This is a genomic window from Streptomyces sp. NPDC086787 (genome assembly GCF_044745865.1).
In the GTDB taxonomy this organism is placed as follows: Bacteria; Actinomycetota; Actinomycetes; order Streptomycetales; family Streptomycetaceae; genus Streptomyces.
In genome coordinates this window covers 1-22612 of sequence record NZ_JBIVBC010000032.1, presented here as the reverse complement: position 1 = coordinate 22612, position 22612 = coordinate 1, and the positions used below count along the sequence as shown (strand labels likewise).

19 protein-coding genes and 3 pseudogenes are annotated in these 22612 nt (G+C 70.3%); 12 read left to right on the top strand and 10 right to left on the bottom strand.

Going from position 1 to position 22612, the window contains the following annotated elements; translation table 11 throughout:
• Positions 1–33 precede the first annotated feature (33 nt).
• A complete protein-coding gene (locus ACIPK3_RS33495) occupies positions 34–834 on the bottom strand; it encodes a hypothetical protein (RefSeq protein ID WP_402575902.1) in 801 nt (266 codons plus the stop codon).
• A gap of 171 nt (positions 835–1005) precedes the next feature.
• Here ACIPK3_RS33495 and ACIPK3_RS33490 point away from each other — a divergent pair, with 171 nt between their 5' ends.
• Positions 1006–1257: a hypothetical protein gene (locus ACIPK3_RS33490; RefSeq protein WP_402575900.1), complete on the top strand. Its 252-nt coding sequence runs from the start codon at positions 1006–1008 to the stop codon at positions 1255–1257.
• Between the two features lie 665 nt (positions 1258–1922).
• Here ACIPK3_RS33490 and ACIPK3_RS33485 read toward each other — a convergent pair.
• The 4 genes and pseudogenes from ACIPK3_RS33485 to ACIPK3_RS33470 form a co-directional block, all read right to left on the bottom strand.
• Entirely contained in the window at positions 1923–3308 is a 1386-nt protein-coding gene (locus tag ACIPK3_RS33485) for a hypothetical protein (RefSeq protein WP_402575898.1), read from the bottom strand.
• A 386-nt stretch (positions 3309–3694) separates the two neighbouring features.
• A complete protein-coding gene (locus ACIPK3_RS33480) occupies positions 3695–3835 on the bottom strand; it encodes a hypothetical protein (protein ID WP_402575896.1) in 141 nt (46 codons plus the stop codon).
• A gap of 123 nt (positions 3836–3958) precedes the next feature.
• A pseudogene (locus ACIPK3_RS33475) lies at positions 3959–4058 on the bottom strand (IS5/IS1182 family transposase); the annotation flags it as partial.
• A gap of 1234 nt (positions 4059–5292) precedes the next feature.
• A complete protein-coding gene (locus ACIPK3_RS33470) occupies positions 5293–5682 on the bottom strand; it encodes a hypothetical protein (protein WP_402575894.1) in 390 nt (129 codons plus the stop codon).
• A 503-nt stretch (positions 5683–6185) separates the two neighbouring features.
• Between ACIPK3_RS33470 and ACIPK3_RS33465 the strand changes: the two are divergent.
• Positions 6186–7003, top strand: a pseudogene (locus tag ACIPK3_RS33465) (IS256 family transposase); the annotation flags it as partial.
• 175 nt (positions 7004–7178) lie between these two features.
• Positions 7179–7769: a YdeI family protein gene (locus tag ACIPK3_RS33460; RefSeq protein WP_402575892.1), complete on the top strand. Its 591-nt coding sequence runs from the start codon at positions 7179–7181 to the stop codon at positions 7767–7769.
• Between the two features lie 257 nt (positions 7770–8026).
• On the opposite strand, the gene ACIPK3_RS33455 is transcribed toward ACIPK3_RS33460, so the two are convergent.
• Both ACIPK3_RS33455 and ACIPK3_RS33450 read right to left on the bottom strand, forming a co-directional pair.
• On the bottom strand, positions 8027–8842 hold the full coding sequence (locus tag ACIPK3_RS33455; RefSeq protein ID WP_402575890.1) for a class I SAM-dependent methyltransferase: 816 nt from the start codon (positions 8840–8842) through the stop codon (positions 8027–8029).
• Positions 8727–9878: pseudogene (locus ACIPK3_RS33450) on the bottom strand (hypothetical protein); the annotation flags it as partial. The pseudogene ACIPK3_RS33450 and the gene ACIPK3_RS33455, both read right to left, overlap by 116 nt.
• Before the next feature lie 411 nt (positions 9879–10289).
• On the opposite strand from ACIPK3_RS33450, the gene ACIPK3_RS33445 reads away from it, so the two are divergent.
• Both ACIPK3_RS33445 and ACIPK3_RS33440 read left to right on the top strand, forming a co-directional pair.
• Complete coding sequence (locus ACIPK3_RS33445) at positions 10290–10694, top strand: hypothetical protein (protein WP_402575888.1); 405 nt, start codon at positions 10290–10292, stop codon at positions 10692–10694.
• Positions 10695–10780: 86 nt separating this feature from the next.
• Positions 10781–12493, top strand: coding sequence for a hypothetical protein (locus ACIPK3_RS33440; protein WP_402575886.1), 1713 nt, complete (start codon positions 10781–10783; stop codon positions 12491–12493).
• A 174-nt stretch (positions 12494–12667) separates the two neighbouring features.
• On the opposite strand, the gene ACIPK3_RS33435 is transcribed toward ACIPK3_RS33440, so the two are convergent.
• Positions 12668–13147, bottom strand: a complete 480-nt coding sequence (locus ACIPK3_RS33435) for a lamin tail domain-containing protein (protein ID WP_402575884.1) — start codon at positions 13145–13147, stop codon at positions 12668–12670.
• A gap of 460 nt (positions 13148–13607) precedes the next feature.
• Here ACIPK3_RS33435 and ACIPK3_RS33430 point away from each other — a divergent pair, with 460 nt between their 5' ends.
• The 4 genes from ACIPK3_RS33430 (at position 13608) to ACIPK3_RS33415 (ending at position 18734) form a co-directional block, all read left to right on the top strand.
• The gene (locus ACIPK3_RS33430; protein WP_402575882.1) at positions 13608–14045 is read left to right on the top strand and encodes an Lrp/AsnC family transcriptional regulator; all 438 of its coding nucleotides are present in this window, start codon (positions 13608–13610) and stop codon (positions 14043–14045) included.
• A 60-nt stretch (positions 14046–14105) separates the two neighbouring features.
• Entirely contained in the window at positions 14106–16154 is a 2049-nt protein-coding gene (locus ACIPK3_RS33425; RefSeq protein WP_402575880.1) for an NAD(+) synthase, read from the top strand.
• A 164-nt stretch (positions 16155–16318) separates the two neighbouring features.
• On the top strand, positions 16319–17422 hold the full coding sequence (locus ACIPK3_RS33420; protein WP_402575878.1) for an acyltransferase family protein: 1104 nt from the start codon (positions 16319–16321) through the stop codon (positions 17420–17422).
• A 94-nt stretch (positions 17423–17516) separates the two neighbouring features.
• Positions 17517–18734: an acyltransferase family protein gene (locus tag ACIPK3_RS33415; RefSeq protein WP_402575876.1), complete on the top strand. Its 1218-nt coding sequence runs from the start codon at positions 17517–17519 to the stop codon at positions 18732–18734.
• Between the two features lie 148 nt (positions 18735–18882).
• On the opposite strand, the gene ACIPK3_RS33410 is transcribed toward ACIPK3_RS33415, so the two are convergent.
• Positions 18883–19425 (bottom strand): ArsR/SmtB family transcription factor, encoded by a 543-nt coding sequence (locus ACIPK3_RS33410; RefSeq protein WP_402575874.1) that lies wholly within the window; start codon positions 19423–19425, stop codon positions 18883–18885.
• A gap of 57 nt (positions 19426–19482) precedes the next feature.
• On the opposite strand from ACIPK3_RS33410, the gene ACIPK3_RS33405 reads away from it, so the two are divergent.
• Positions 19483–20388, top strand: coding sequence for a S41 family peptidase (locus ACIPK3_RS33405; protein ID WP_402575872.1), 906 nt, complete (start codon positions 19483–19485; stop codon positions 20386–20388).
• Between the two features lie 122 nt (positions 20389–20510).
• Here the strand turns inward: ACIPK3_RS33405 and ACIPK3_RS33400 are convergent, their stop codons facing one another.
• On the bottom strand, positions 20511–21038 hold the full coding sequence (locus tag ACIPK3_RS33400; protein WP_402575870.1) for a TetR/AcrR family transcriptional regulator: 528 nt from the start codon (positions 21036–21038) through the stop codon (positions 20511–20513).
• A 184-nt stretch (positions 21039–21222) separates the two neighbouring features.
• Between ACIPK3_RS33400 and ACIPK3_RS33395 the strand changes: the two genes are divergently transcribed.
• Both ACIPK3_RS33395 and ACIPK3_RS33390 read left to right on the top strand, forming a co-directional pair.
• Positions 21223–22044, top strand: a complete 822-nt coding sequence (locus tag ACIPK3_RS33395) for an SDR family oxidoreductase (protein WP_402575868.1) — start codon at positions 21223–21225, stop codon at positions 22042–22044.
• 100 nt (positions 22045–22144) lie between these two features.
• On the top strand, positions 22145–22525 hold the full coding sequence (locus ACIPK3_RS33390; protein WP_402575866.1) for a hypothetical protein: 381 nt from the start codon (positions 22145–22147) through the stop codon (positions 22523–22525).
• Positions 22526–22612: the final 87 nt, after the last annotated feature.

The window sequence follows — 22612 nt, the reverse complement described above, 5'->3', positions numbered from 1 at the left end:
TCCAGGCATTCGACATCGCCTTCGACGGCCGCCTCACCCACAACCGAATCTGACCCACGACACCAACCCAGTTACACCGTTCACTGGACAGACCCTCCTCGGATGGGCGTCCTTCAACGGGGTGCCGCAGATGGCGCACTGACGCTGGTCGTCGGATTCGGGAGCGAGTCTGGCGTTGAGTCTGCGGGTGAGATCTTCCAGCGTGTCCGGGTTGTGCGTCCGGGGCTCGTTCGGCATCGGGAACGGATGATTGGGGAGGGTGCGGTAGTAGCGTTCTTCCTCGATCCAACGGACGAGCGGATCGGCGACGCCGGCGGCTTCGTAGCGGTAGCCGGGGGCCGCTCGTGCGCGGACTTCGCTGACGAACACGCGGAAATCCCGCTCCCGGCCGGTGAAGGGCAGGTTCCGGAGCTTGGGCGAGGCCAGGAGGCCAGTGAGGGCAATGACGTCGGGATAGCTGCTGGCGATGAGTCGGGGATCCTCGCGATAGGTTCCTCCTCCGGAGGGAATGAGGAGTTTCAGTCTGCGGTCGCGCTCCTGGTGGAACCTGCGGCTGTCCCACCAGCGCCAGCACCATCCGGTGGCCTGACGCATGGCGACCTCGACGGACTGCCAGCCGTGTTCCCGGACGAGGTGGCGATGGTCGCGCTGTGCCTGGATGATCTCGGGCGGCAGGCGGACATCGAACTGCGCGTGGTAGGTGTCTGTCCAGCGGCCGTGGCGGAGACAGAGCCGGGTGCTTTTGGGGACCCAGTGGCGAGCCTGCGTGAAGACGCCTTTGGCGGCCAGGCAGAGCGTGCAGACGGCTTGGACGTGCCAGCCGTCATCGAGCAACTGGCAGGCGGTGGGAAGCCCTCGGACGAGTTGGGAAGTCCGTAGGTCGGGAAGTGCTTTGAGGAGCCGGTCGCGGGGGTGGCCGGACAGACGCACTCAGGGAGGGGGCCGCCGGTACACGGATACCGGCGCCCTCCCTGCCCTTCCCCCTCCACGGAAAGATGTCGAGCCGTGTCCACCTCCCACGTACTGCCCGCCCTGGCCGCCGTGACCGTCACCTGCCTTGTCCTGACCGGGCGCTGGGCAGCCAGCCGCCGGCACGGCAGCAGCACGGCGCGCCTTCGCGTACCGGGGCGACAGCACCGCATTCCCGTCCGCAGCGAGCCCGTCGACGACGCTGCCCGCCTCCTCGTGGAGCAGGCCGAGCAGCATGTGTGCCGCTGCTGGCAGCAGATTCGGGCAGCCTCCGAGAAGCCGGATTGACCCGCCCGCCTCACCAGTTATTCGATGCCCCTTGCCCCCGTTCGGCTTGCGGGCGCAGTGCTGGCCCTGCGCCGGGTCGTTGGGCTCTGCCTGGGGCGTGGCGGGTCATCGTCCGGGGCGGGGAGTGGGTAGGCTTGCGGCGAGGACGGCGACTCGTCGCCATGGCCGGAAGCCAGGCCGGTCAGGAATCGTCGCAGAGCTGTTTTTAGCGGTTCGCGGGCGAGGGCGGCGGCGTGCTGGCGCAGCCGGGTCATGCCCGCGTCCAGGCCCTCGCCGCGGCGTTGGATCTGTACCGGTCGCGGCCAGGAGCAACGATCAAGTCGGTCTCTCGCGAACTGCGCCGCAACGCCGCCACGCGCGGCGGCAAGCAGGAGTACCGCGCGACGGTCGCCCAGTGGAAGGCTCAGCAGGCGGCCAAGCGCCCGAAGAGCGCGAAGCTCCTGGTATCAACAACCGACCCCGCAAGATCCTCGGCTGAAAGACCCCGGCCGAGGTCCTCGAGGAACAGCTACGCTCACTACAACAACCCGGTGTTGCAACGACCGGTTGAACTCGCCGAGGTGTCCACGGTCAAGGTGGAGGGCCCCTTCAGCGCGCGACTTGGTATGACGCACGGGCAGCCAGGAGTTTCTGATCAATAGGGGCTGTTACGTGCAGAGCCTGTGTCAGCCGACGCAGCCGGTGACGGGGGCGGGGCTGAAGACGCAGTTGGTGGGGGTGTTGCCGGTGAAGGTGGTGCCGGCGTCGACGCTGGTGATTGCCACGGTGGTGTACACGCCGCCGGGTGCGGGGGCGAGCGGTGCGGTGTTGTTGTTCACGCTGGAGGTCGTGAAGGAGTAGGTGCCGCCGTTGTTGTAGATGCCCGCGGCGGCGGAGCCGGTGCCGGTGACCTTGTTGGTGTCGATGTGGGAGGCATTCACCGCCACGGTCACGGGATTGAAGCTGTTGTCCGTGTAGAGGCCGCCGCCCTGCGAGTAGCGGCCGGAGGCGAGGTTGGCGAGGAGGGTGGTGCCGTTCTGCAGAGTCAGTGTGCCTGCGGCAAAGAACCCTTCTGCCGCGATTCCCGCGCCTTGGCCGAAGGCGCCGATGAGTTGGTTGCCGCGGACTGTGGTGCTGTCGAGGGTGGCCTGGCCTTCCCTGACATAGATGCCGCCACCCCGGTTGCTCTCGCCGTCGTTCGCGGTGAAGCCCGTGACGGTGTTTCCGCTGACCGTGGAGCCCGTGATCATGAGGGTGCCGCCAGGTTCCGGCTCGAAGAAGACGCCACCGCCGCCTGCACCGCTGTCGGTGACCCGGTTGTCGGCGATCGAGGCACCAGTGACGGACAGGGGACCGGATCCTTGGTAGGTGATGCCACCGCCGAAGTTCTTCGCGGTGTTGTGGTCGATGGTGCTGTTGGTAATGGTCGCAGGCTGGTTGCCCAGGAGAATAAGACCTCCGGAGTCGCTGATGGATCGGTTGCCGGTCACGGCCACCGAGTCCAGCATGATCGCGCCCGCTGACGCGATGCCGCCCCCCTCGGAGTCTGCACGGTTGTCGTTGACCGTGCCCCCTGTGAGGGAGACAGATCCACCACTGAAGGCTGAGATCGCCCCACCGACGGCCGCTGTGTTGCCCTGGAAGTTCACGTTGGTGGCGGTCAGGGACCCACTGCTGGTGGTGAGCTTCAGACCACCGCCCAGATCGCCGGTGGCGTTGCCGTTCATCACGGTGAGGGTGTCCATGGTCAGTGAAGTCCCGCCGACCTCGAAGATCCGGAAGTTGGTAGTGGCGGCCGGGTCGCGGCGGATGGTGGCGTGGTTGCCATGGATCACCAGCGGCTGCGTGACCATCGGGAGCTGGCCGTTCGCGTCGGTCAGCGTATACACGCAGTACGACGTCAAGACCAGGATGTGGTCGTTCGCGCCCGCGTTGGAGTCGTTGATCGCGTCGATCAGATCCTGCGTCACACAGTCCACAGGGGTGTCCGCACGCGCCGGGACCGCCGCCACCCCTACGAGCAGCATCCCGGCTGCCACTGCCACCCCGGTCCTGGTTCTCCGCCTGCCCATCGCACTCCTCCTCGGACCCGCACCGACCCACCCGGTCCGACACCCCGGAACGGCCACACGCACCCTAACCGGCACATCTCGCAAACAGAGGCGACACCTCATCACAGACTGCGCTCTGACGCATTCGGCCCACACCAGCTCCGCCGCGCCCGTCGACGCGGCGCGATCGTCAAAGCCCGATCCACCACGCGGAGCCACTGACCACCTGGGCAACCCGTCCGGGTACCGCAGCGGGCCCGGCCGATTGCGCCCGTCCTGACATCGCGGAGGATCGCCGCGTACCGATCGACCTTGGGCGTCGCCAGTCCAGGGCCCGGCTGACGCTCGAACCGCCAGGCCGTCGGGACCTGCTCGATCAACTTCCAGCGGGCATCGGACAGGTCTGGTCAGTCCCACTCGGACACCGGCTGATCGACTCGGCCGCCTGTGTGCGGTGTGGGGTTGTAGTCCTTCTCACCCTCGGGCAGTTCGGCGACACACGCCGACGAGCAGGCGCTGACCAGCATAGGAAGCACGTCGGTGGCCACGCGTGGCGAGATCCACACCTGATGGAGTCCGCCCTGTGCACAGGTTTTGCCACAGATGCCATCGGTCGGCGACCTGCACCGCGTCGGGCTCCTGCCTGGGAACCCGCGGCGAGTGCGAGTGGACTCTGGCCGCGTGCTGGTGAGCCCGGAAGGCGGTGGAGTCCACGCTGACGATGCTCCAGTCGAACCGGACCTCGACCCCAGCGTCGGCCTGGATGGCCCGCCATCACGGGAGCTGGTCGACCGTGCTCTCCGCATCAAGCATGGCCGACGGCGATAGCGTGTCACGCGCTCCCCGCATCGTGTCGAGGAACCCCCAGCACCGCCTGGGCCCACGGAACATCCCCGCGGGCGCGGGGGCGACACTTGCTGAGCTGGGGCTTTACTGGACGGTGTGGCCGTTTTCATTCAGTTGGTTTTGCGGCGGCCCGAGAGAATCAGGCCGTCGAAGTCGACGAGCTGCGGGCAGGCGGTCGCGCCCTGCAGTGCGAACAGCTCTCTGCCCACACACACTCACGCAGACCCAATTGCCGGAGCATAGACATCACCACTGACAAACAGACTTGACTCGTGGAAACACCTCTCCAAAACCACCCCAACCCCAGCAAGCCAGCTTCAGCAGCAGCACGCCCCCACCGGCGCGGGGTCGACCGCCGGCTGCGCCTACGCCGGGCCCCGCAGCGGAGCATCCCCACGGATACGGGGGGCGGCACAGGGCGCGCGTCACGCGCCGGGCTGAAGTCCCTCGTCCGGCGCATCGTTCTCATCGTCCCCACCCCTCTCGACAGCCTCTCAAGCTCTTGGGGCCGCTTCGGCTTCTTCCGCCCGGGACTTGTCTCTTCCGGGCGGGGTACAACCGCGCTCATGGACTCCGCCTCGGCCGTCAGGCGCTGCGGCAGGACGGCGAGTGCGGTGTGTCCGGGGTGATCTGGCGGGAGCCGCGCCCCGGCCGCTCCTGGACCACCTTGATGTCCGTCTTGCCGAGCAGGCGGATCGGAGGGAGGCCGGACAGTTCGAGCAGCCGGTTGAACCGGTGGCTGGTCCAGTCGGGATGGAGCGGTGCGCCGTTCTCGCGAGTCCGGACCCGGCTGCCCTGGATCCGTGCCTACCCTTCGCGTTTCCGCCGATCTTTTCCATGACGTCGGCGATCATTTCGCTGCCGGCCGGAGTCTTGCCCTCCTTGGCGAGAACGATGAGGTTCAGGATTCCGTCGCTGTCGATGGAACCCATCACTCCGTGACTTCCGCTGCCGTAGTCCTCCGCCCATTCGGTGCAGGGGGAGCCGGCGGGCCTGGCTGGTCCTGGCGAGGACCCGGGACAGGCTCCTCGCGGCGGGGAGCCTGGACGCAGGCGGTGGCCCCGAACTCCTCCGGATACGGCGACTTCCGTCCCACCAGGACACCCTTCCTCGGATCCGCAAGATCCATTGTCAGCGTGTCCACACCACCGGAGGCACCTCACCTGCGCGGTTGGGCGCCGGACTCGGGAGGGTCGGTCGACTCCATGGTGGTGGGTCGGCGTCCGCCGCAGCAGGCCACCACTACTGTCGCCGTGGAGTTCAGGAAGATCGTGAACCAGGATGACATGTCCACCGCGTCGATGGATCCGGTACGAAGCGGCTCTTCCCCGGCTCGCCGAAGGATGTCGACGCTTTCGGCCAGGCCGTCGATCGTGTGGCCACGCTTCAAGGAGTGGTGCATTCGCCCCCGGAAGACGCCCGCGTGCCGGTTGGCCGGGACCAGGCCGTCCCAGACGACGAAGTCAGCCCCGGCGATCAAGGCGTTACGCGCCGGCCCGCATGCCGGCGTCTGTTCGCGGAGCATGGCGATGAGGTCGTCGCGAGTCACACTGTGCCCCGGCGGCAGGAAGACCAGTGATCGGCTATGTGTGACAACTCCAGCGCCTCTCTGGTGACAGTCCGGCTGCTTCGACCTGGTTTCTGTGCAGCCTATGCAGTGCTGTCGGTGACAACTACCGAGCCTCGGCACACGTGAGCCGAAGCACGATAGCTGTTACATCAGCCTGCTTGTTGTCACCGAGGGCGCGAGCCGGCGAGCGGTGGTGATGGCATCAACCACCGCTTATCCCCTGTCGATCAACGTGGTCGGGGGATAAGATCACCAGCAAGGCGGGGCCGTAGCACAGAGGTAGTGCGCCGCGACATCATCTCGGAGGACGTCGGTTCGAATCCGACCGCCCCGCCCCTCCGCAGCAGCGCCCTCCGTGGCGAGCAATGCTCGGAACCTGTGGATCGGTGCCGGGGGGAACGCGGAGGGCGTACCTTCCCGATGATCCTTTGAAGGTCTCCGAGTAGGCCCGCGTTCGCAGCGCGGGTCGGGAAGGCACGCCCGTGCTGAGCGTAGTGAAGGCCGACGGCAGTATCGCGTCCGGCTCCCTGATCGACGAGATCGTCCGCGAGGGCGCCCGCCGGATGCTGGCCGCCGCGCTGGAGGCGGAAGTCAGCCAGTACATAGCCGAGTTGGCTGCGGACACCGATGAGCGCGGACGGCGCCTGGTCGTACGCAACGGCCACCACCAGCCCCGGACAGTCGTCACTGTGGCCGGCCCGGTCGCAGTCACCGCGCCGCGCGTCAACGACCGCCGCGTCGACGAGGCCACCGGCGAGCGCAAGCGGTTCTCCTCCAGGATTCTTGCGCCGTGGTGCCGCAAGTCACCGAAGATCTCGGAGGTGCTGCCGCTGCTCTACCTGCACGGACTGTCGTCCGGAGACTTCGTGCCGAGCAGTTCCTCGGCGGCACGGCCGGACTGTCGGCCGCGACGGTGACCCTGCTGACGAAGCAGTGGAGCGACGACCACGCCGCTTTCCAGGACCGGGACCTGTCCGACCGCGACTTCGTCTACGTATGGGCCGACGGGGTCCACCCGAAGGTGCGGCTCGGCCAGGCGCACTCGTGCGTGCTGGTCCTCCTCGGCGTCCGCCTGGACGGCACCAAGGAGCTGATCGCGCTGGCCGAGGGGCTGCGGGAGTCCACCGAGTCGTGGGCCGACCTGCTGCGCGACTGCCGCCGCCGCGGTATGCGCGACCCCGAGCTCGTCGTCGGCGACGGTGCGATGGGCCTGTGGAAAGCCCTGATCGAGGTGTTCCCGACCGCTCGGCACCAGCGCTGCTGGGTCCATAAAGCCCGCATCGCCCTTCCCGTAGATCCTTTGCGCGATGCGGGGAGTTCGGTTCGCTCGCCTTCGGCGACCTCCTAGACGGACAGGTTTCCCGTTGCGTTCCGGGCGCAGATGGGTTTCGGTCCCACCCGCACCCCGCCTCCTGCGCCGGGCGAGCCGGTCGCTCTTGTTGACCCGGTTCGGACGGTGGGATTTCATGAAGGCCATGTCGGAGGAATCACAGCACGCAGCACATCCGGTTCTCTCCTTCTCCACGCCGGAGAAATGGGAGAAGTGGCTGGAGGAGAACCACGCGGAAGTGCCTGCGGTCTGGTTGAAGATTCCCAAAGCAGGCTCCGGAATTGACGGGGTCGACTACGCGCACGCCCTGGAGTCGGCGCTCTGCTACGGCTGGATCGACGGGCAGAAGAAGAAGCTGGACGAGCAGCACTGGCTCCAGCGCTTCACTCCGCGACGGCAGCGCAGCAAGTGGTCGAAGGTGAACCGGGAGAAGGCCACCGATCTGATCGAGCGGGGCCGGATGCAGCCCGCCGGTCTGCGCGAGGTCGAGAAGGCCAAGGCCGACGGACGCTGGGAGGCGGCGTACACGGCGCAGAGCAAGGCGACGGTACCCGGTGATCTTCAGGCCGCCCTGGACGCGGCACCGGCGGCCCGCGACTTCTTCGCCACCCTGGACTCCCGCAACCGGTACGCGTTCCTGTACCGGGTGGAGGACGCCAAGAAGCCGGAGACCCGGGCAGCGCGTATCGAGAAGTTCGTCGCCATGCTCGCCGAGGGCAAGAAGCTCCATCCCTGAGCCGCGCGGGTCAGCCCCTCCGGCTGCGGACGGGACACAGGCGCGACATGGCTTCCTGAGACACGGAAGTGTGTCGCTTCGAAGCCCGGAAGCGCGCTCTCTGAACGCTACGCCGGCGTGGGTGCCGTGGCTGAGCGCAGAGATCTGCCTGCGATGATCGCCGACACCGCGTCCCTCGCGAAACGCTGTCTGGGCCAAGCAGCAGAACTACGAGATCCCGACGGCAGATCTGTGGCAGTTCCGCTCTCCTGTGCCGTTCACGCCGGACGGCGGCTCACGGCCAGCAAGTGGGAACTGGCCGCCAGTAGTTCCGGGTAGGGCTCGGCCAGGCGGGCTGCGGCAAGAGCCGATTCGAAGAGGCTCGATTCCTGGCAGGGCAGGCCGGTGTTGCGCTCGACCGCTGCGAGAAGGGACCAGGCCGGCCCTTCGACGCCGAAGACCTCTGTCCCGGTGAATCCGGCTGCTGTCACTTCGTCGTGGAGTTGCTCGCCGCTGTGGAAGTAGGCCTGGGTGAAAGCCTTCCTCCCGTCGTGGATCTGCGTGGCGAGGATCGCGCCGATGTTCTTTCGCATCGGTTCCTTGTGCAGGTGCGCGAAGGCGGTGTGCTCAAACAGCGAGGCGTACCGGTTGATGCCGGCTGCCGCCAGTAGCCCGCCCGGCTTCAGGACGCGGTACGCCTCCGCCAGTGCACGGTCCCGGTCCCTCCTGTCAAGGAGGTGGTACAGAGGGCCCAGCACGAGTACGACGTCGTACGAGGCTTCCTCGGCGCCCAGTTGACGGGTGTCTCCGAGTTCCACCGTCGCCCCGGTGGATTCGGCCTGCTGGATGTGCCGGGGAACGGGGCCGACCAGGTGCACGTCGTATCCGTCTTCGACAAGCCATCGAGCGTGCACTCCAGGTCCTCCGCCCACATCGAGAACTCGGGCGGGAGCCAGTGGCAGGTAACGGCGCAGCAGTTCCTGGGTGCGGAGCAGTTCCAGGCGGCCGTCGGCGGTCGTGGTCAGCCGGTTCGCCTCGTTGATGGTTTCGTTGTAGAACCTCAAGGTCTCCGGTGCTACCTCGTGGCTTGTCATGCGTGCATTCGACCTCGGTGGGAGAGGAGGCGGCAATGCGGGGCAGCAGGGTCGCGCCGGTCCTGGCAGTTCGGGCGAGCCGGGTGAGCACGTCGAGCGGTACGCGGGGACGGTGTGCAAGCCTGCGGCGCACCTCGGGGTCACGGTCGTCGGCCAGCGCGCGGATCAGGGCGTCGTCGATCGCGGGATTTTCGGCAAGGTCGGCGCGGACACCGGCAGTGGGGTCCGAGGCGAGCCGTTCGCACACCTGCTGGGGCAGGTCCGGGCGGGCGGCGAGTGCCCAGCGCAACGACATCGACGGATGGTCCGCGAAGCCGACGACGGCTTCGAGGGGGGTGGCGGGGTTACGGAGCGCGGCCTCCCGCATGTCGTGGACGGGGGACTCGTGGGAGCCGTCGCAGGAGGCGCCCGGCGGCAGATCGCAGTCGAGCCGTGGGCACTGCGGGTCGTGCACGAAGGGGGTCTCCTCGCGGTCACAGACCAGACAGCGGCGCGCCGCTGGCAGGCCCTGCCCGGTCACCAGCGCTGCCAGTGCGGCCGGGGGTGCCGCCTCGTTGGCCGCCACCGCGCGGCGGACCTCGGCGTGCGGGTGTTCCGCGAGCCTGGCGGCCACGTCCGGGGTGGTCCACAACGCGAGTTCGGCGACGACGCGTATGTCCGGGTCCGCCGCGAGCGTGTCCACCACGTCGGGCGGGAGGCCGGGGCAGGCGGCCAGTTTCTCCCGGCGCTCGCGGGCCGGATCCGACGCGAAAAGACGCGCCCACTCCGGGCGGCCGGCCCCCTGGTCGAGCAGGGCGAGGGCTGCGTCCGGCCAGGCGGAGGGATCGATGTCGGCGGCGGTCAGCCGACCCTCGTACGCGAGCGACACCGCGCTCCCCTCGACGCGCTCGGCCAACGCGACCGCTTGTGCACGGCTGAGGTCGGCACGGCGGGCGAGGTCCATGGCGATGTCGTCGTCCGCGAGGGATATCAGCCGGTCGACCAGCTCGGGTGGGAGGGCTGGATTGGCGGCGAGCCCGCACAGGATGTGATGCACACAGGCATCCTTCCTCGAGCGTGATGACGAGTTCGAGGATTTATGCCGACCGGCGCCCGGTCCAGATCCCCCTGTGACGAAGGAGGACCCGGCGCAGACCGAGGGCAACCGCTGCCTGTTGAGGGCTCAGCTGACCGGGGCGGAGGGTTGCAGCACCCGGGCCGGTCGGGGTTCATCAGCGGAAAAAGGCACGCGAGTCGGGCACGGACCCTACGATGGGACACCCATCCCAGGGAGGGCCGCCTCATGGAACGGATCGAGCCCGAGGCGATCAGGCCGCGACCGGACTATCCGCCGAGAACACCGCCGCCGCCGAAGCGGCCGCCGAGTCCTCCGGTGCCCGAGTCCCGTGACGGTTTGCCGGCGGGGCTGCCGGTGCCGTGGCGGGCGGGGCGGGGCGGGCAGGTGGTGATGCGGAACCGGCGTGGCGCCGCGTGGGCCCTGGAGGCGCGGTCGTGGGCGGGGGCCAAGGCCGTTCGTGTGGTGTCGGACCGGCTGGCCGCTTGGGGGTTCGCTTCCCCCGGCTGTCTGGAGGCGGTGGTGCGTCTGCTCGTGGCCACGGTCGTCGCCGACGGCGGTCGCCATGTCAGTCTGCATCTGGCCGAGCAGGATCACACCGTCCTGGTTCTCGCTTTCAGTCACCGGGCCGCCCCCGTGGGCGGGGGTGGTTGCGAGGAGGCCGGGGTCCTGTCCGTGCTGCGGCGTCTTGGTGCGGACAGTTGTGGCACCGAGACCGCGTCCGAGGGCCGTCAGGTCTGGGCGTTGCTGCCGTTGTCCGCCCCGATCGTGTCCGGTGGGCGCGGCGCGCCGGGCTGAAAAGTCCGTTTCCCGGGGTCGGCCGGTCGTTATCCCCGATGATGAGGAACACCGGGGACACGGATCAAGCAACGCTGGGAGTACGCATGGCGGTGGAGGCCGGCACACGGCAGGAGGACCGCGTCGCGGGGCGGGTGTGGACGGTGCGTCTGGATCCCTACGGCCACCTTGCCGCCGGTGCGGTGAAGCTCTCCTGCTCGCGCCCGGCCTGCGCCGAACAGCGGTTTCCGGATGGTGCCGCCGCGGGGCGCAAGGCGGCGATCGGGCACATCAACATGCATCTGGCGGGCGTCCGGGCGGGTGGCGGGCCGCGGGGTGAGGCGTGGTGTGCCTGCCGGGCCGTCGACTGTGTGTGGCACGTCCCCGACCCGGGCGAGGGACGGCGTGAGGGGGCGCGGCCGCCGGCGGGGGCGGTGCGGTGCGGGGGGCCGGTGGTTCTGACGGTCTATGGGAACCGTGCCGGACGGCTGTGGCGGATCGCCGAGATGTGTGCGCGCTGCGCGGCCGCCACCCCCGACTGCCGTGTTCTGGACACCGCTCCGCCGGTCCCGCGGACCGCCGAGGCCGCCGAGGCCACCGCGGCCGGGGCGGGCCGGGCGGCGGGGAGGCCGGTGGCCGGCCGGGAGCCGGCCCGTGGCGTGGCCGGGGACGCGACGGCGGTGTTCTCGGACCGGCGGTCCTCCCCCGCCGACGCGGGTTCCAGTGCGGCGAGTCCTGCTGCGAGTTCTGCTGCGGGTGCCACCGCCGGGTCGTCCGCGGGCGCTGGGTCCGCGCCGCTCCCCCGTGCCCGTACCGCCTCGCCGGCCGCGGTGTCCCGGCGGGTGAAGCCGCTGGGGAAGATCGCGCAGCGGCTCGTGCCGCACGACCTCGAACCCGAGTCCCTGCGGAGTGAACTCGTCGAGCTGGGGGATGCGTTCCGCGCCTACCAGCAGTGCCCGGAACCCGATCTCGTGCTCCTTGCCAGCCTCCACGAGCGCAAGGCCCGTGCGTTCGCCCGGTGGGCCGATCTCACCGACGATCCGTCGCTGCGCCAGGAGGCGGAGCGCGCCGGGAAGGCCGCGCAGACCACCCGGGAGATGCGCGAGAACCGCTTCGGCCGGCCCGTGGGCGACACGGCGGACGGCGACGAGCCGCTGGTGATGCGGCTGTTGACGCGCAGTCAGGCGGTGAGTGCGCGCACCGTGCTGGACTATGTGGCCGTCCATGCCCCGCAGCCCGAGGCCGAGGTGCGTCTCGCGATGCTCATGCTCACGCTGCGGGCCGCGCGTGCCGGCACCGGGAACATCACCGGACAGGAGCTCTCCGGGTGGCTCCAGGACGATGCCGGGCGGGTGCTTCAGCAGCTGGTCACGGCCGGCTGGCTGCGCCTGCCGGGCACTGTTGCCGAGGTGCTGGAGTCCCAGCCCGAGGACCCCTGTGCCATCACCGTGCCCGCGCTGCTGCCCGACCAGTCGCGCCCGTTCGGCTTCGGCAAGACCACGCGCGCCAGGCTTTCCGGCTGGGCCCAGAAGGTGGTGGGTGACCGGAAGATCCGCAAGAAGAAGCTGGGTGCCGCGACCCGGCTTCTCGCCCTGTACACCGCCGCGCACACCCTCTCCGACGGACGGCTCGGATGTCTCGAGGACGGCGGGCTGGATCTGGAGCGGGTCGCCGCGTTCAGCGCCCTGGCGCCGGGTCAGGTCGCCGAGCACGCCGAGCAGTTGGCCGCCGCCGACTGGCTCGCCGACCCCGAGGTCGCCGGGGGGATGCTGCGCGGACGGCTCAGCGCGCGTGTGCTGCCGCTCGGCGGGCTGTTGTAGCGCACCCCGGGCGTGGTGCGGGTGGTCGGCTGCCGGGCCGTGCCGCGCCCGGGCGCCGGGCACGGCCGGGCGCCGGGCACGGCCGGGCGCCGGAGGGTACCGAAGGGTGCCGCAAAGGCGGGCGCCCCGGTGGTGCGCCCCCGGGCAGGGGCGCACCACCGGGGTGCGGGTGGGTCAGTGCTGGTGGCCGCGGCTGCGGTGGCCCCAGGACTCGTTGTCGACGAAGTGGCCCCGGTTGTCGCGCAGGGTCACGGTGTCGTGGGCCTTGTCCAGGATGCGCTTGCGCCGGTCCTGGTACACGTCGTTGCGGGTGTCGCGGCCCTCGCCGGTGTGGACGCGGACGGTGTCGCGGCCGCCCAGCCTGAAGTGGCGGAACGTGTAGGTGTGTCCTTCCTCGTCACGCAGCGTCCAGCCGTTGAGGTTGACCGTGTGGCGCGTGGTGTTGGTGAGGTCCACCCATTCCTGGTTGAGGAAGCGGCTGGAGCGGTTGTCCCGGCCCAGGAAGTGGGTGTGCACGTCGCTGATGACCACTGCCGGGCGGTGCTGCGGGGCGGGCCGGCCGGCCGCGGCGGCGGGCAGGGCCACCGCCCCGACCACGGCGGCTGCCGCGACGGCGGCTGCGGACAGACGGCGGGCGGATACGGAAACGGACACGAGGTCCCCCTTCACGATCGTGCGCACACCCCGACTCCGCGGCAAAGCCGCAGGCCACCCCGGGTGTGTGGTGCGATTTCGGCGGCCGGTCGGCCGCACACCCATAGAGTGCGTCGCCGGTGGAGGTGTTATGAGTCATACGCGGTGGCCGTTACAGCTTGTCCATGTTCGCGTGATCCTTGGCTGTATCACCCATCAATTCGCGGATTGCACGGAGTTGACGTTTCCTCAGCCCCGGCCGCCTTGCGGCGCCGGGCCTCCGGCACCGGCCGAGCGGGGGCGCACAACCCTGTCGCGCCGTGCGCCGTCACCCGAAAGTGAGTAACGGCCGCTGACCTGCCGGCCAAAGAAAATTGCGTATGCAGTCAGGTGTCGGTGCGGCTTTCTCGAATGGCATTCCTGATGATCACCAGGTGTTCGAATCAGATATGGTGAGGGTGTGGGGACAGGGAAGGATTCCGTGGACGGTATCGACAGGGCGCTGATCGCGGAGCTGCAGCGGGACGCCACCCAGGCCTACGCGGCGCTCGGGAAGGTGGTCGGGCTGTCGGCCGGGGCGGCGCACGAGCGTGTGCGCAAGCTGCGTGAGCGCGGAGTCATCCGGCGTACGACCGTGGAGGCCGACCCGGCCGCGCTCGGGCGGGGTGTGCTCGCCTTCGTGATGGTCGACTCGTCGATGTGGATGGGCGACTCGGCCGATGCGTTCGCCGCCGTGCCCGAGGTGCAGGAGGCCCACGTCATCGCGGGCAGCGCCGCGGTGCTCGTGAAGGTGCGCACGGGCAGCACCCAGGAGCTGCAGGACGTGCTGCGGCGGCTCTACGCGATCGAGGGTGTGAGCGGGACCCAGGCGACGGTCGTGCTGGAGACCTTCTTCGAAAGACCGGTCTGTGCCGACTGACGCCGGGCCCGCGAGAGCCCGGGGAGCGCAAGGAAGCCCAAGGAAGAGAGACTGCGCATCGTGAACTTCTGGTCGATCTACGAGCACGGCTTCGCGCGGGTCGCCGCCTGCACCGGCCACGCCTCCATCGCCGAGCCGGTCGGGAACGCCGAGGCGGTGCTGCGGCAGGGGCGGCGGTGCGCGCGTGAGGGGGTCGCGGTCGCCGTGTTCCCCGAAATGTGCCTGTCGGGGTACTCGATCGAGGACCTGCTGCTGCAGGACGCACTGCTCGACGAGGTCGAGGAGGCGCTCCGGGCCGTGGTCGCCGGGTCCGCCGAGCTGCTGACGGTGCTGGTCGTGGGGGCGCCGCTGCGCCACCGCAACCGGGTCTACAACTGCGCGGTCCTCGTGCACCGCGGACGGATCCTCGGCGTGGCACCGAAGTCGTACGTGCCGAACTACCGCGAGTTCTACGAGCGCCGGCAGATCGCCGCGGGCGACGACGAGCGCGGCGGGACGATCCGGGTCGGCGGCGCGGCCGTGCCGTTCGGCACGGATCTGCTGTTCGCCGCCGAGGACGTGCCCGGCCTCGTGCTGCACGCGGAGATCTGCGAGGACATGTGGGTGCCGGTACCGCCGAGCGCGGAGGCCGCGCTGGCCGGGGCGACCGTGCTCGTGAACCTCTCGGGCAGCCCGATCACGGTCGGGCGGGCCGAGGACCGGCGGCTGCTGTGCCGGTCGGCGTCCGCGCGCTACCTGTCCGCCTATGTGTACGCGGCGGCCGGGCTGGGCGAGTCGACCACCGATCTGTCCTGGGACGGGCAGACCATGATCTACGAGAACGGCGAACTGCTCGCCGAGACCGAACGGTTCCCGCAGGGCGAGCAGTACGCGGTGGCCGACGTCGACCTCGACCGGCTGCGGCAGGACCGGGCGCGGCAGGGCACGTTCGACGACAACCGCCGTACGCACGCGGCGCGTACCGGCGCCTTCCGGGAGGTGGCGTTCCGGCTCGACGCGCCGCGCACCGATCTGGGGCTGCGGCGCCGTGTCGAGCGGTTCCCGTTCGTGCCGGCCGACCGCGAACGGCTCGCCCAGGACTGCTACGAGGCCTACAACATCCAGGTCGCCGGGCTGCAGCAGCGGCTCGCGGCGATCGGCGGCCCCAAGGTCGTCATCGGGGTGTCGGGCGGCCTCGACTCCACGCACGCGCTGATCGTCGCCGCCCGGGCCATGGACCGTGCGGGCCGTCCGCGCGGTGACATCCTCGCGTTCACCCTGCCCGGTTTCGCGACCGGCGAGCACACCAAGGGCAACGCGCACGCGCTGATGCGTTCGCTCGGGGTGACCGCGGCCGAGCTGGACATCACGCCGACCGCCCGGCTCATGCTGAAGGAGATGGGGCACCCGTTCTCGTCCGGCGAGCCGGTGTACGACGTGACGTTCGAGAACGTGCAGGCCGGGCTCCGTACCGACTACCTGTTCCGGCTGGCCAACCAGCGCGGCGGCATCGTGCTGGGCACCGGTGACCTGTCCGAGCTGGCGCTCGGCTGGTGCACATACGGAGTCGGCGACCAGATGAGCCACTACAACGTCAACTCCGGCGTGCCCAAGACGCTCATCCAGCATCTGATCCGGTGGGTCATCAGCAGCGGCCAGTTCGGCGAGGAGACCAACGAGACGCTGGCCGCGATCCTCGACACGGAGATCAGTCCGGAGCTCGTGCCGGGCGAGGAGCTCCAGTCCACCGAGTCGAAGATCGGGCCGTACGCGCTGCACGACTTCACCCTGTTCCACCTGCTGCGCCACGGGCTACGCCCGTCGAAGATCGCCTTCTTGGCCTGGCACGCCTGGCACGACCAGGACGCCGGCGCGTGGCCGCCCGGGTTCCCGCAGGAGGACCGCACGGAGTACGGCCTGCCGGAGATCTGGCACTGGCTGGAGACCTTCTGCCGCCGCTTCTTCGGGTTCGCGCAGTTCAAGCGCTCGGCCATGCCGAACGGGCCGAAGGTACTGGCCGGCGGGTCGCTGTCGCCGCGCGGCGACTGGCGGGCGCCGTCCGACACGACGGCCGAGGCGTGGCTGCGGGATCTGGGCCGGTGGGGCGGGGTTCCGGCGCGCGGCGAGTAGTCGCAGGCGTTGAACTGCCCCGCCTCCCGCGACGTATCAGTCACCGTCGGTGCAGGACGGGAAAAAGGGGCCGGACGATCTCAGCGCAGTCGAACCAACTCGTCGCGGACGGCCCCGAAGCGGCCGCCGCCACACCCGCCGGCGGGAGCGGCGGCCGCGGCCAGGTGCCGGGCCTGGACGGGCTGCGCGGTCTGGCCGCGCTGTACGTCGTGCTGTTCCACTGCTGGCTGCTGACGTTCCCGGGGTTTCCCCGCAACTCGGGTCCCGGCTGGCTGGGCTGGCTGATGTACGGGCGGCTCGCGGTCGTCTTCTTCCTGGTGCTGTCGGGTTTCTCGCTGGCCATCCCCGCGGCGCGCGGCGGCTGGCGGACGGGGGGTGCCGGCCGCTTCCTGCGGCGGCGCGCGTGGCGGATCCTGCCGCCGTACTGGGCGGCGCTCGTGCTCAGTGCGGTGGTCGCGCGGTTCGTGGTGCCCGCCTCGCACTTCGGTCCGCCGACCGGCGAGTCCGTGGTGGTGTACGGCCTCCTGCTCCAGGACGTCTTCACGGCGCCGACGCCGAATGGGGCGTTCTGGTCGATCGCGGTGGAGGCGGAGCTGTATCTCCTCTTCCCGCTCCTGCTGCTGGTACGGCGGCGGCTGGGGGCCGTGCTGCTGGTGGTGGGCGTGACACTCCCGGTGGTCGCCGGCGGCCTGTCGGCGGCGGGGGCGTCGCCGGTGGAGGGGATGAACCGGCTGGCGCCGCAGCTGGCTCCGGTGTTCGTGGCCGGGCTGGTCGGCGCGGGGGTGCTCGTCGCGTCCGAGCGGGTACGGCGGCTGCCGTGGCACTGGTTCGCCGCGCTCGCCGCGCTGCCCGTCCTGTCGCTGATCGCGGCCGAGGGGCCGGTCTGGACGGTGCGGCACTTCTTCTGGGTGGACCTGGCGGTCGTACCCGCCATGACGATGTTCGTCGTCGCGGTCGTCACGGGCCGGCCCGCGTTGTTCGTGCGGCTGCTGACCGCACGGCCGGTGCGCGGTCTCGGCGACTTCTCCTACAGCCTCTATCTCGTGCATCTGCCGGTCGTGATGGTGGTGATCCGGAAGGTCGCGCCGCACTTCGTGCCGCCGGGGCTGCCCTCGTTCTGCTTCACGGTGGCGGTGGCGGTCCCCGCGTCGGTGGCGGGGGCGTGGCTGTTCGCCAAGGCGTTCGAGATGCCGTTCCGGCGGAACCGGTCGTGGCGGTCCCTGCTCGGATCCCTTGCCGGATCCGGTCGGTCCTTCAACGGCTCTTGAGCGCGCCGCGAGCGGGCGACCGTACAAAAAAGGCCATGTGACTCCCGCTCGACAGACGGTTCCGTCCCCTGCCGGACCAGAACGGACACATCTCATGGCCACTGACCAAGTACTGACCGGTTCCGCGCCGGCCGGCGAGCGCGGGCCTGCCGGTGAGAGCGCGGCCGCCGCGCCGGAGCGCGCCCGGGTATCCCGGTTGCCGTCCCTGACCGGCCTGCGGTTCCCCGCCGCGCTGGCCGTGTTCGCCCACCACGCCTTCCTGCCGATACCGCCGCTGCGGCTGCTCGCCGACGACCGCACCGAGTTCCGGCTGTTCCGCTGGTTCGACCAGGCGGGCGGCCTCGGCGTGTCGTTCTTCTTCGTGCTCAGCGGGTTCGTCCTGACCTGGTCGGCGCGGGACGGCGACACCACGACGGGGTTCTGGCGACGCCGGTTCGTGAAGATCTACCCGAACTACGTGGTCGCCTGGCTGCTCGCCATGGTGCTGTTCGCCAGCGACTACACCTCCACCCGGGTCGCCGTCGCGAACCTGTTCATGGTCCAGGTGTGGGTGCCCACCTACTTCACCAACTTCAGTGTGAACTCGCCGAGCTGGTCGCTGGCCGTGGAGGCGATCTTCTATCTGAGCTTCCCGCTGCTGCTGGCCGTCTTCCGGCGCATCGACGCCCGGCACCTGAAGTACTGGATCGCGGGGACGGTCGCCCTGGTGTGGGCGACCCCGGCGATCGCCTACGCGGCGTTCCCGAAGACTCCGCTGGTTCCCAGCGGCCAGGACCTGTCGGTGTCGGCGTACTGGTTCAGCTATGTGCTGCCCCCGGTCCGGATGGTCGACTTCGCCCTCGGCATCCTGGTGGCGCTCGCCGTCAGGCACGGGCGCTGGCGCAACATCGGCATGATCCCGTCGTTCCTGCTGCTGGCGGGCGGGTACTGGCTCACGTACCACATGCCGTACCTGTACGGGCAGCGCGCCGCGATGATCATTCCGATCGTGCTGGTGATCGCGGCCGCGGCGACCGCGGACATCGAGGGCCGGTTCACTCCGTTCCGCAACCGGGCGATGGTATGGCTGGGCGAGATCTCCTTCGCCTTCTACCTGCTGCACTACACGGTGCTGTCGTGGCTGCGCAAGGAGTTGGGCACGGAGATGTACTCCACCACGGCCGGCATCTCGATGCTGGTGGGGGCGGCTGTCGGCACGGTGGTGCTGTCGTGGGTGCTCTATTCCATGGTCGAGGCCCCGCTGGTACGGAGGTTCGGCCGGGCGACGACCCGGCATGCGAAGGCGGCCGGCCAGGCCGTGTTGCGAAAGTAGTGCCGCGCGCCCGCAGGGCGCCGGCACGGCGTCCCATGCGGTGCGTCGCTGCTGTCTCGCGAGGGTGGTACCGCTCGGGTCTGTCGTTTGGATCAGGTCGCAGGATGCCGACGGTGCCGCGTCTGCGGCCTGATCCAGACGACAGACCCTAGGCGGAACCGGTGGCGCCGGCCGGCGGGGCCTGCTGATAGAGCGCCACCAGCACACCGTGCACTGGCTGGTCCTCTGCGTTTTCCTCGGCCTCGTCGACCAGTTTGGCGAGGGCCTCGCCGAGTTCTCCTGCCTTCGTGGGGCTGAGGCGCAGGTGGCGCAGTGTCAGGTGGGTCTCGGCGGGAGAGAGGTCCAGCTCCTGGGCGATGGCGGCGAGCATCGCGGCGGTGCCTGCCGCCTGGGGTTCGGCGACGACCATGTGGCGGGCCGTGCGCTGGTAGTACTGCTCGGTGCCGCCGCGGACCTGGCGGGTCTCGGCGACGTGGACCAGCCCGGCTTCGCGGAGCACTTTGAGGTGGTGGGCCACGTTGCCCTTCTTCGCGTCGAGCTGCGCCGCGAGCTGGCTGATGGTGGCAGGCCGGTGGCCCAGCGCGAAGAGCAACCGCTGACGCAGCGGGTGGGCGAGCGCCGCGAACTGGTCGGGCGCACCGATCTCCAGAACATCCTCAGGGGGTGGCAGGTGGGAAGGCTGATCACGCATACCGGAAGTGTCTAATCTCGTTGACGCTTTCGCAAGGGCAGTGCTCTACTCGCTGCCATGACGACTCTGACGAAGCTTCAGCCCGCCCCTGTCATCGACGAGACGGCCCGACTGCTGACCGAGCACTACGTGTTCCCCGAGATAGCCGAGCAGCTCGCCGGCCTGCTGCACCGACGCCTCGCCGAGGGCGCCTACGACGTCGACGACGCCGAGGAGTTCGCCCGTCTGGTCACCGCGGACCTGCAGTCCGCCAACGGCGACCGGCACCTGAGGCTGAAGCACCACGCCGACTCCGTGCCCCCCAAGCGGGGGGCGGCCAGTCTGGCCGCCGTCCGCCGGGACTTCGACACCTCGCTGGGCGGTGCACCGCGGGTGCAGTTGCTCGACGGAGGCGTCGCCGTGGTGGAGCTGGCGCCGATGCTGTTTCCGCTGGAGTGGGCCGCCGAACCGCTGAGCGCCGCGCTCACCCTGGCCTCCCGCGCCCAGGCGCTGATCGTGGACCTTCGCGCCAACCGGGGCGGCGACCCGGACACGGTCGCCTTCGTCTGCAGTCACCTGCTGGACGAGCGCACCCACCTCAACACCATGTACTGGCGCGACGGCGGGCGCAGCGAGCAGTCCTGGAGCCTGCCGCACGTTCCCGGCACGCGCTTCGGCGGCAGCAAGCCGTTGTACGTGCTGTCCAGTGACAGCACCTTCTCCGCCGCCGAGGAGCTGGCGTACGACCTCCAGCAGCTCGGCCGCGCCGTCGTCGTCGGCGAGCGCACCCGCGGTGGCGCGCATCCGTGCGACGGCTGGACCGTGCACCCGCACCTGGAAGCCACCATCCCGGTCGGCCGCGCCGTCAACCCCGTCTCCGGCACGAACTGGGAGGGTGCCGGTGTGCAGCCGGACGTCCCTTGCGCTGCCGCCGACTCCCTCAGCCGGGCGCACGCGCTGGCCCTCGCCCGACTGGCGGGCTGACCCGGTCCAGTTCATCGAGCACCGCGCGCAGTGCCTCTGCCCACGCCGGACCCCGCCCCGTGTGCGGTGCGCGGTGTGCGGCAGGCGCCGGGACAAGCGCCCCTGCTGGACTGCGCGCGGGATCAGGCGAGGGTGTCGATCCAGTCCTGGAGGCGCCGGCCCTGGCGGGCCATCAGGTCCGGGTCGCGCAGGGTGTGGGTGAGTACCGACATGCCCTGGTAGGCGGCGACGAGTTCGATCGCGAGGTCGTGGGCGTCGGGGCGGCCGAGCTGGGTGAACTGGGACTCGGTCCAGTCGATCAGTGCCCGCATGACCTTGGCCGTGGCCTGGTCCGGGCCGCCGTCACGCTTGTCCAGCTCCGTGGCGAGGGTGCCGAAGGGGCAGCCGAAGCGGGCGGCGGTGTCGCGCTGGTCGACCCAGCCCGCGACCAGTGCGCGGAGCCGGGCGGCGGGGTCGGGGAGTTCGTCCAGGTGGGCGGTGAGCGTGTGCAGTTGGCTGCCGTGGGCGTCCACCGCGGCCTCGACGAGCAGGTCCTTCGTCTTGAAGTAGTAGTAGACGTTGCCGAGCGGGACCTCGGCGGTGCGGGCGATGTCGCCGAGGGTGGTCTTCTCCACGCCCTGCTCGTGGAACACCTGGACGGCGGCGGTCACCAGGCGTTCGCGTTTGCCCGTGCGCGGCCCGGCTGTTGGTGTCCCGGCTGTTCGTGTCTCCGATGTCCGGCGCCCGGATTTTGAGTCAGTCACCTGACTGAGGATAGACAGGCGAGCTCGTGGTTGCTAGCGTCTGACTTAGTTAGTCGACTGACTCAGTCGGCGCTCATTCCGTGGAGGGGTCATGATCGTTGTAACGGGGGCCACCGGGAACGTCGGGCGGGCTCTGGTCCGGATGCTCGTCGCGTCCGGGGAGGAAGTGACCGCCGTGGCGCGGCGGATCGGGCCGGACGACGTGCCGGACGGGGTGCGGGCCGTTGCCGCCGATCTCGGTGAACCGGGAGGCCTCGCCCCCGCGCTGGCCGGGGCGGACGCGCTGTTCCTGCTCGTGGCCGGGGAGGATCCGGGCGGGATCATGAAGGAGGCGGCCGGGGCCGGGGTCGGCCGGGTGGTGCTGCTGTCGTCGCAGGGCGTGGGCACCCGGCCGGGGGTCTACGCGCATGCCGCCGGGTTCGAGGCCGCGGTCGCCGGTTCGGGGCGGCGGTACACGGTGCTCCGGTCCGGCGGGATGGCCTCCAACGCCTTCGCCTGGGCGGAGCCGGTACGGCTGCACCGCACGGCGGCCGCTCCGTTCGCCGAGGTCGGGCTCCCCTTCGTCGACCCGGACGACGTGGCCGCGGTGGCCGCCGCCGTACTGCGGGAGGACGGCCACGACGGGGCGGTCTACGTCCTGACCGGACCCGAGCCGACCACACCACGGCAGCGGGCCGCGGCCATCGCCGGGGCCATCGGGGAGCCGGTGGCCTTCACCGAGCAGAGCCGGGCGCAGGCGCATGCCCTGATGTCCGGGTTCATGCCGGCTCCCGTGGTCGAAGGCACCCTCGCCATACTCGGCGAGCCCACCGAGGAGGAGCAGCGGGTCAGCCGCGACGTGGAGCGGGTGCTGGGGCGGGCGGCGGCTCCGTTCGCGGCGTGGGCGGTCCGCAACGCCGGCGCGTTCCGCTGACCGGCACGCGGAAAGGCCCCTGGGGAGGGGGCAGTTGCCGCGCGGTGGCGTCGTGCCGGAACCCCTGGCGGCCGGCCGGATGTTGTGAGACCGTCCGCGGATGACTGACGCCGCCGGTGGGGAAAGGGCCGCGGGACGGCCGGACGACGGTGTCGCCTCCGTCCTGCGGTTCACGACGGAGCTCGTGGCGTGGGTGGCCACCCCGTGGGCCCTGGCCGGGCATTCGTGGCTGCTCGCCGCCCTGTCCGTGGTGATCCTGGTCGGTCTGCCGACCGTGTTCGCCACCCCGGGGGACAAGGCCGGCGTGCTCGTCGCGGTGCCGGGACGGGTCACGGTCCTTCTGGTGCTGCTCCAGCTGGCCGCCGCCGTGATCTCCTCCTGGTCCGCCTGGCCTGTCTGGGCGGCGGTGCCCGTGACCGTGCTGGCCGCCGCGACCGTCGTCACGGAGCGTCGGCGCTGGGGGTGGCTGCTCGGTCGGTGACGGTCCAGGTGTCGTTTCCGGTGAGGAGGGTGGTGAGGTCGCCTTTGCCGTGTTGGTTGGTGGCGGTGTCGAGTTGGTCGTTGAGTT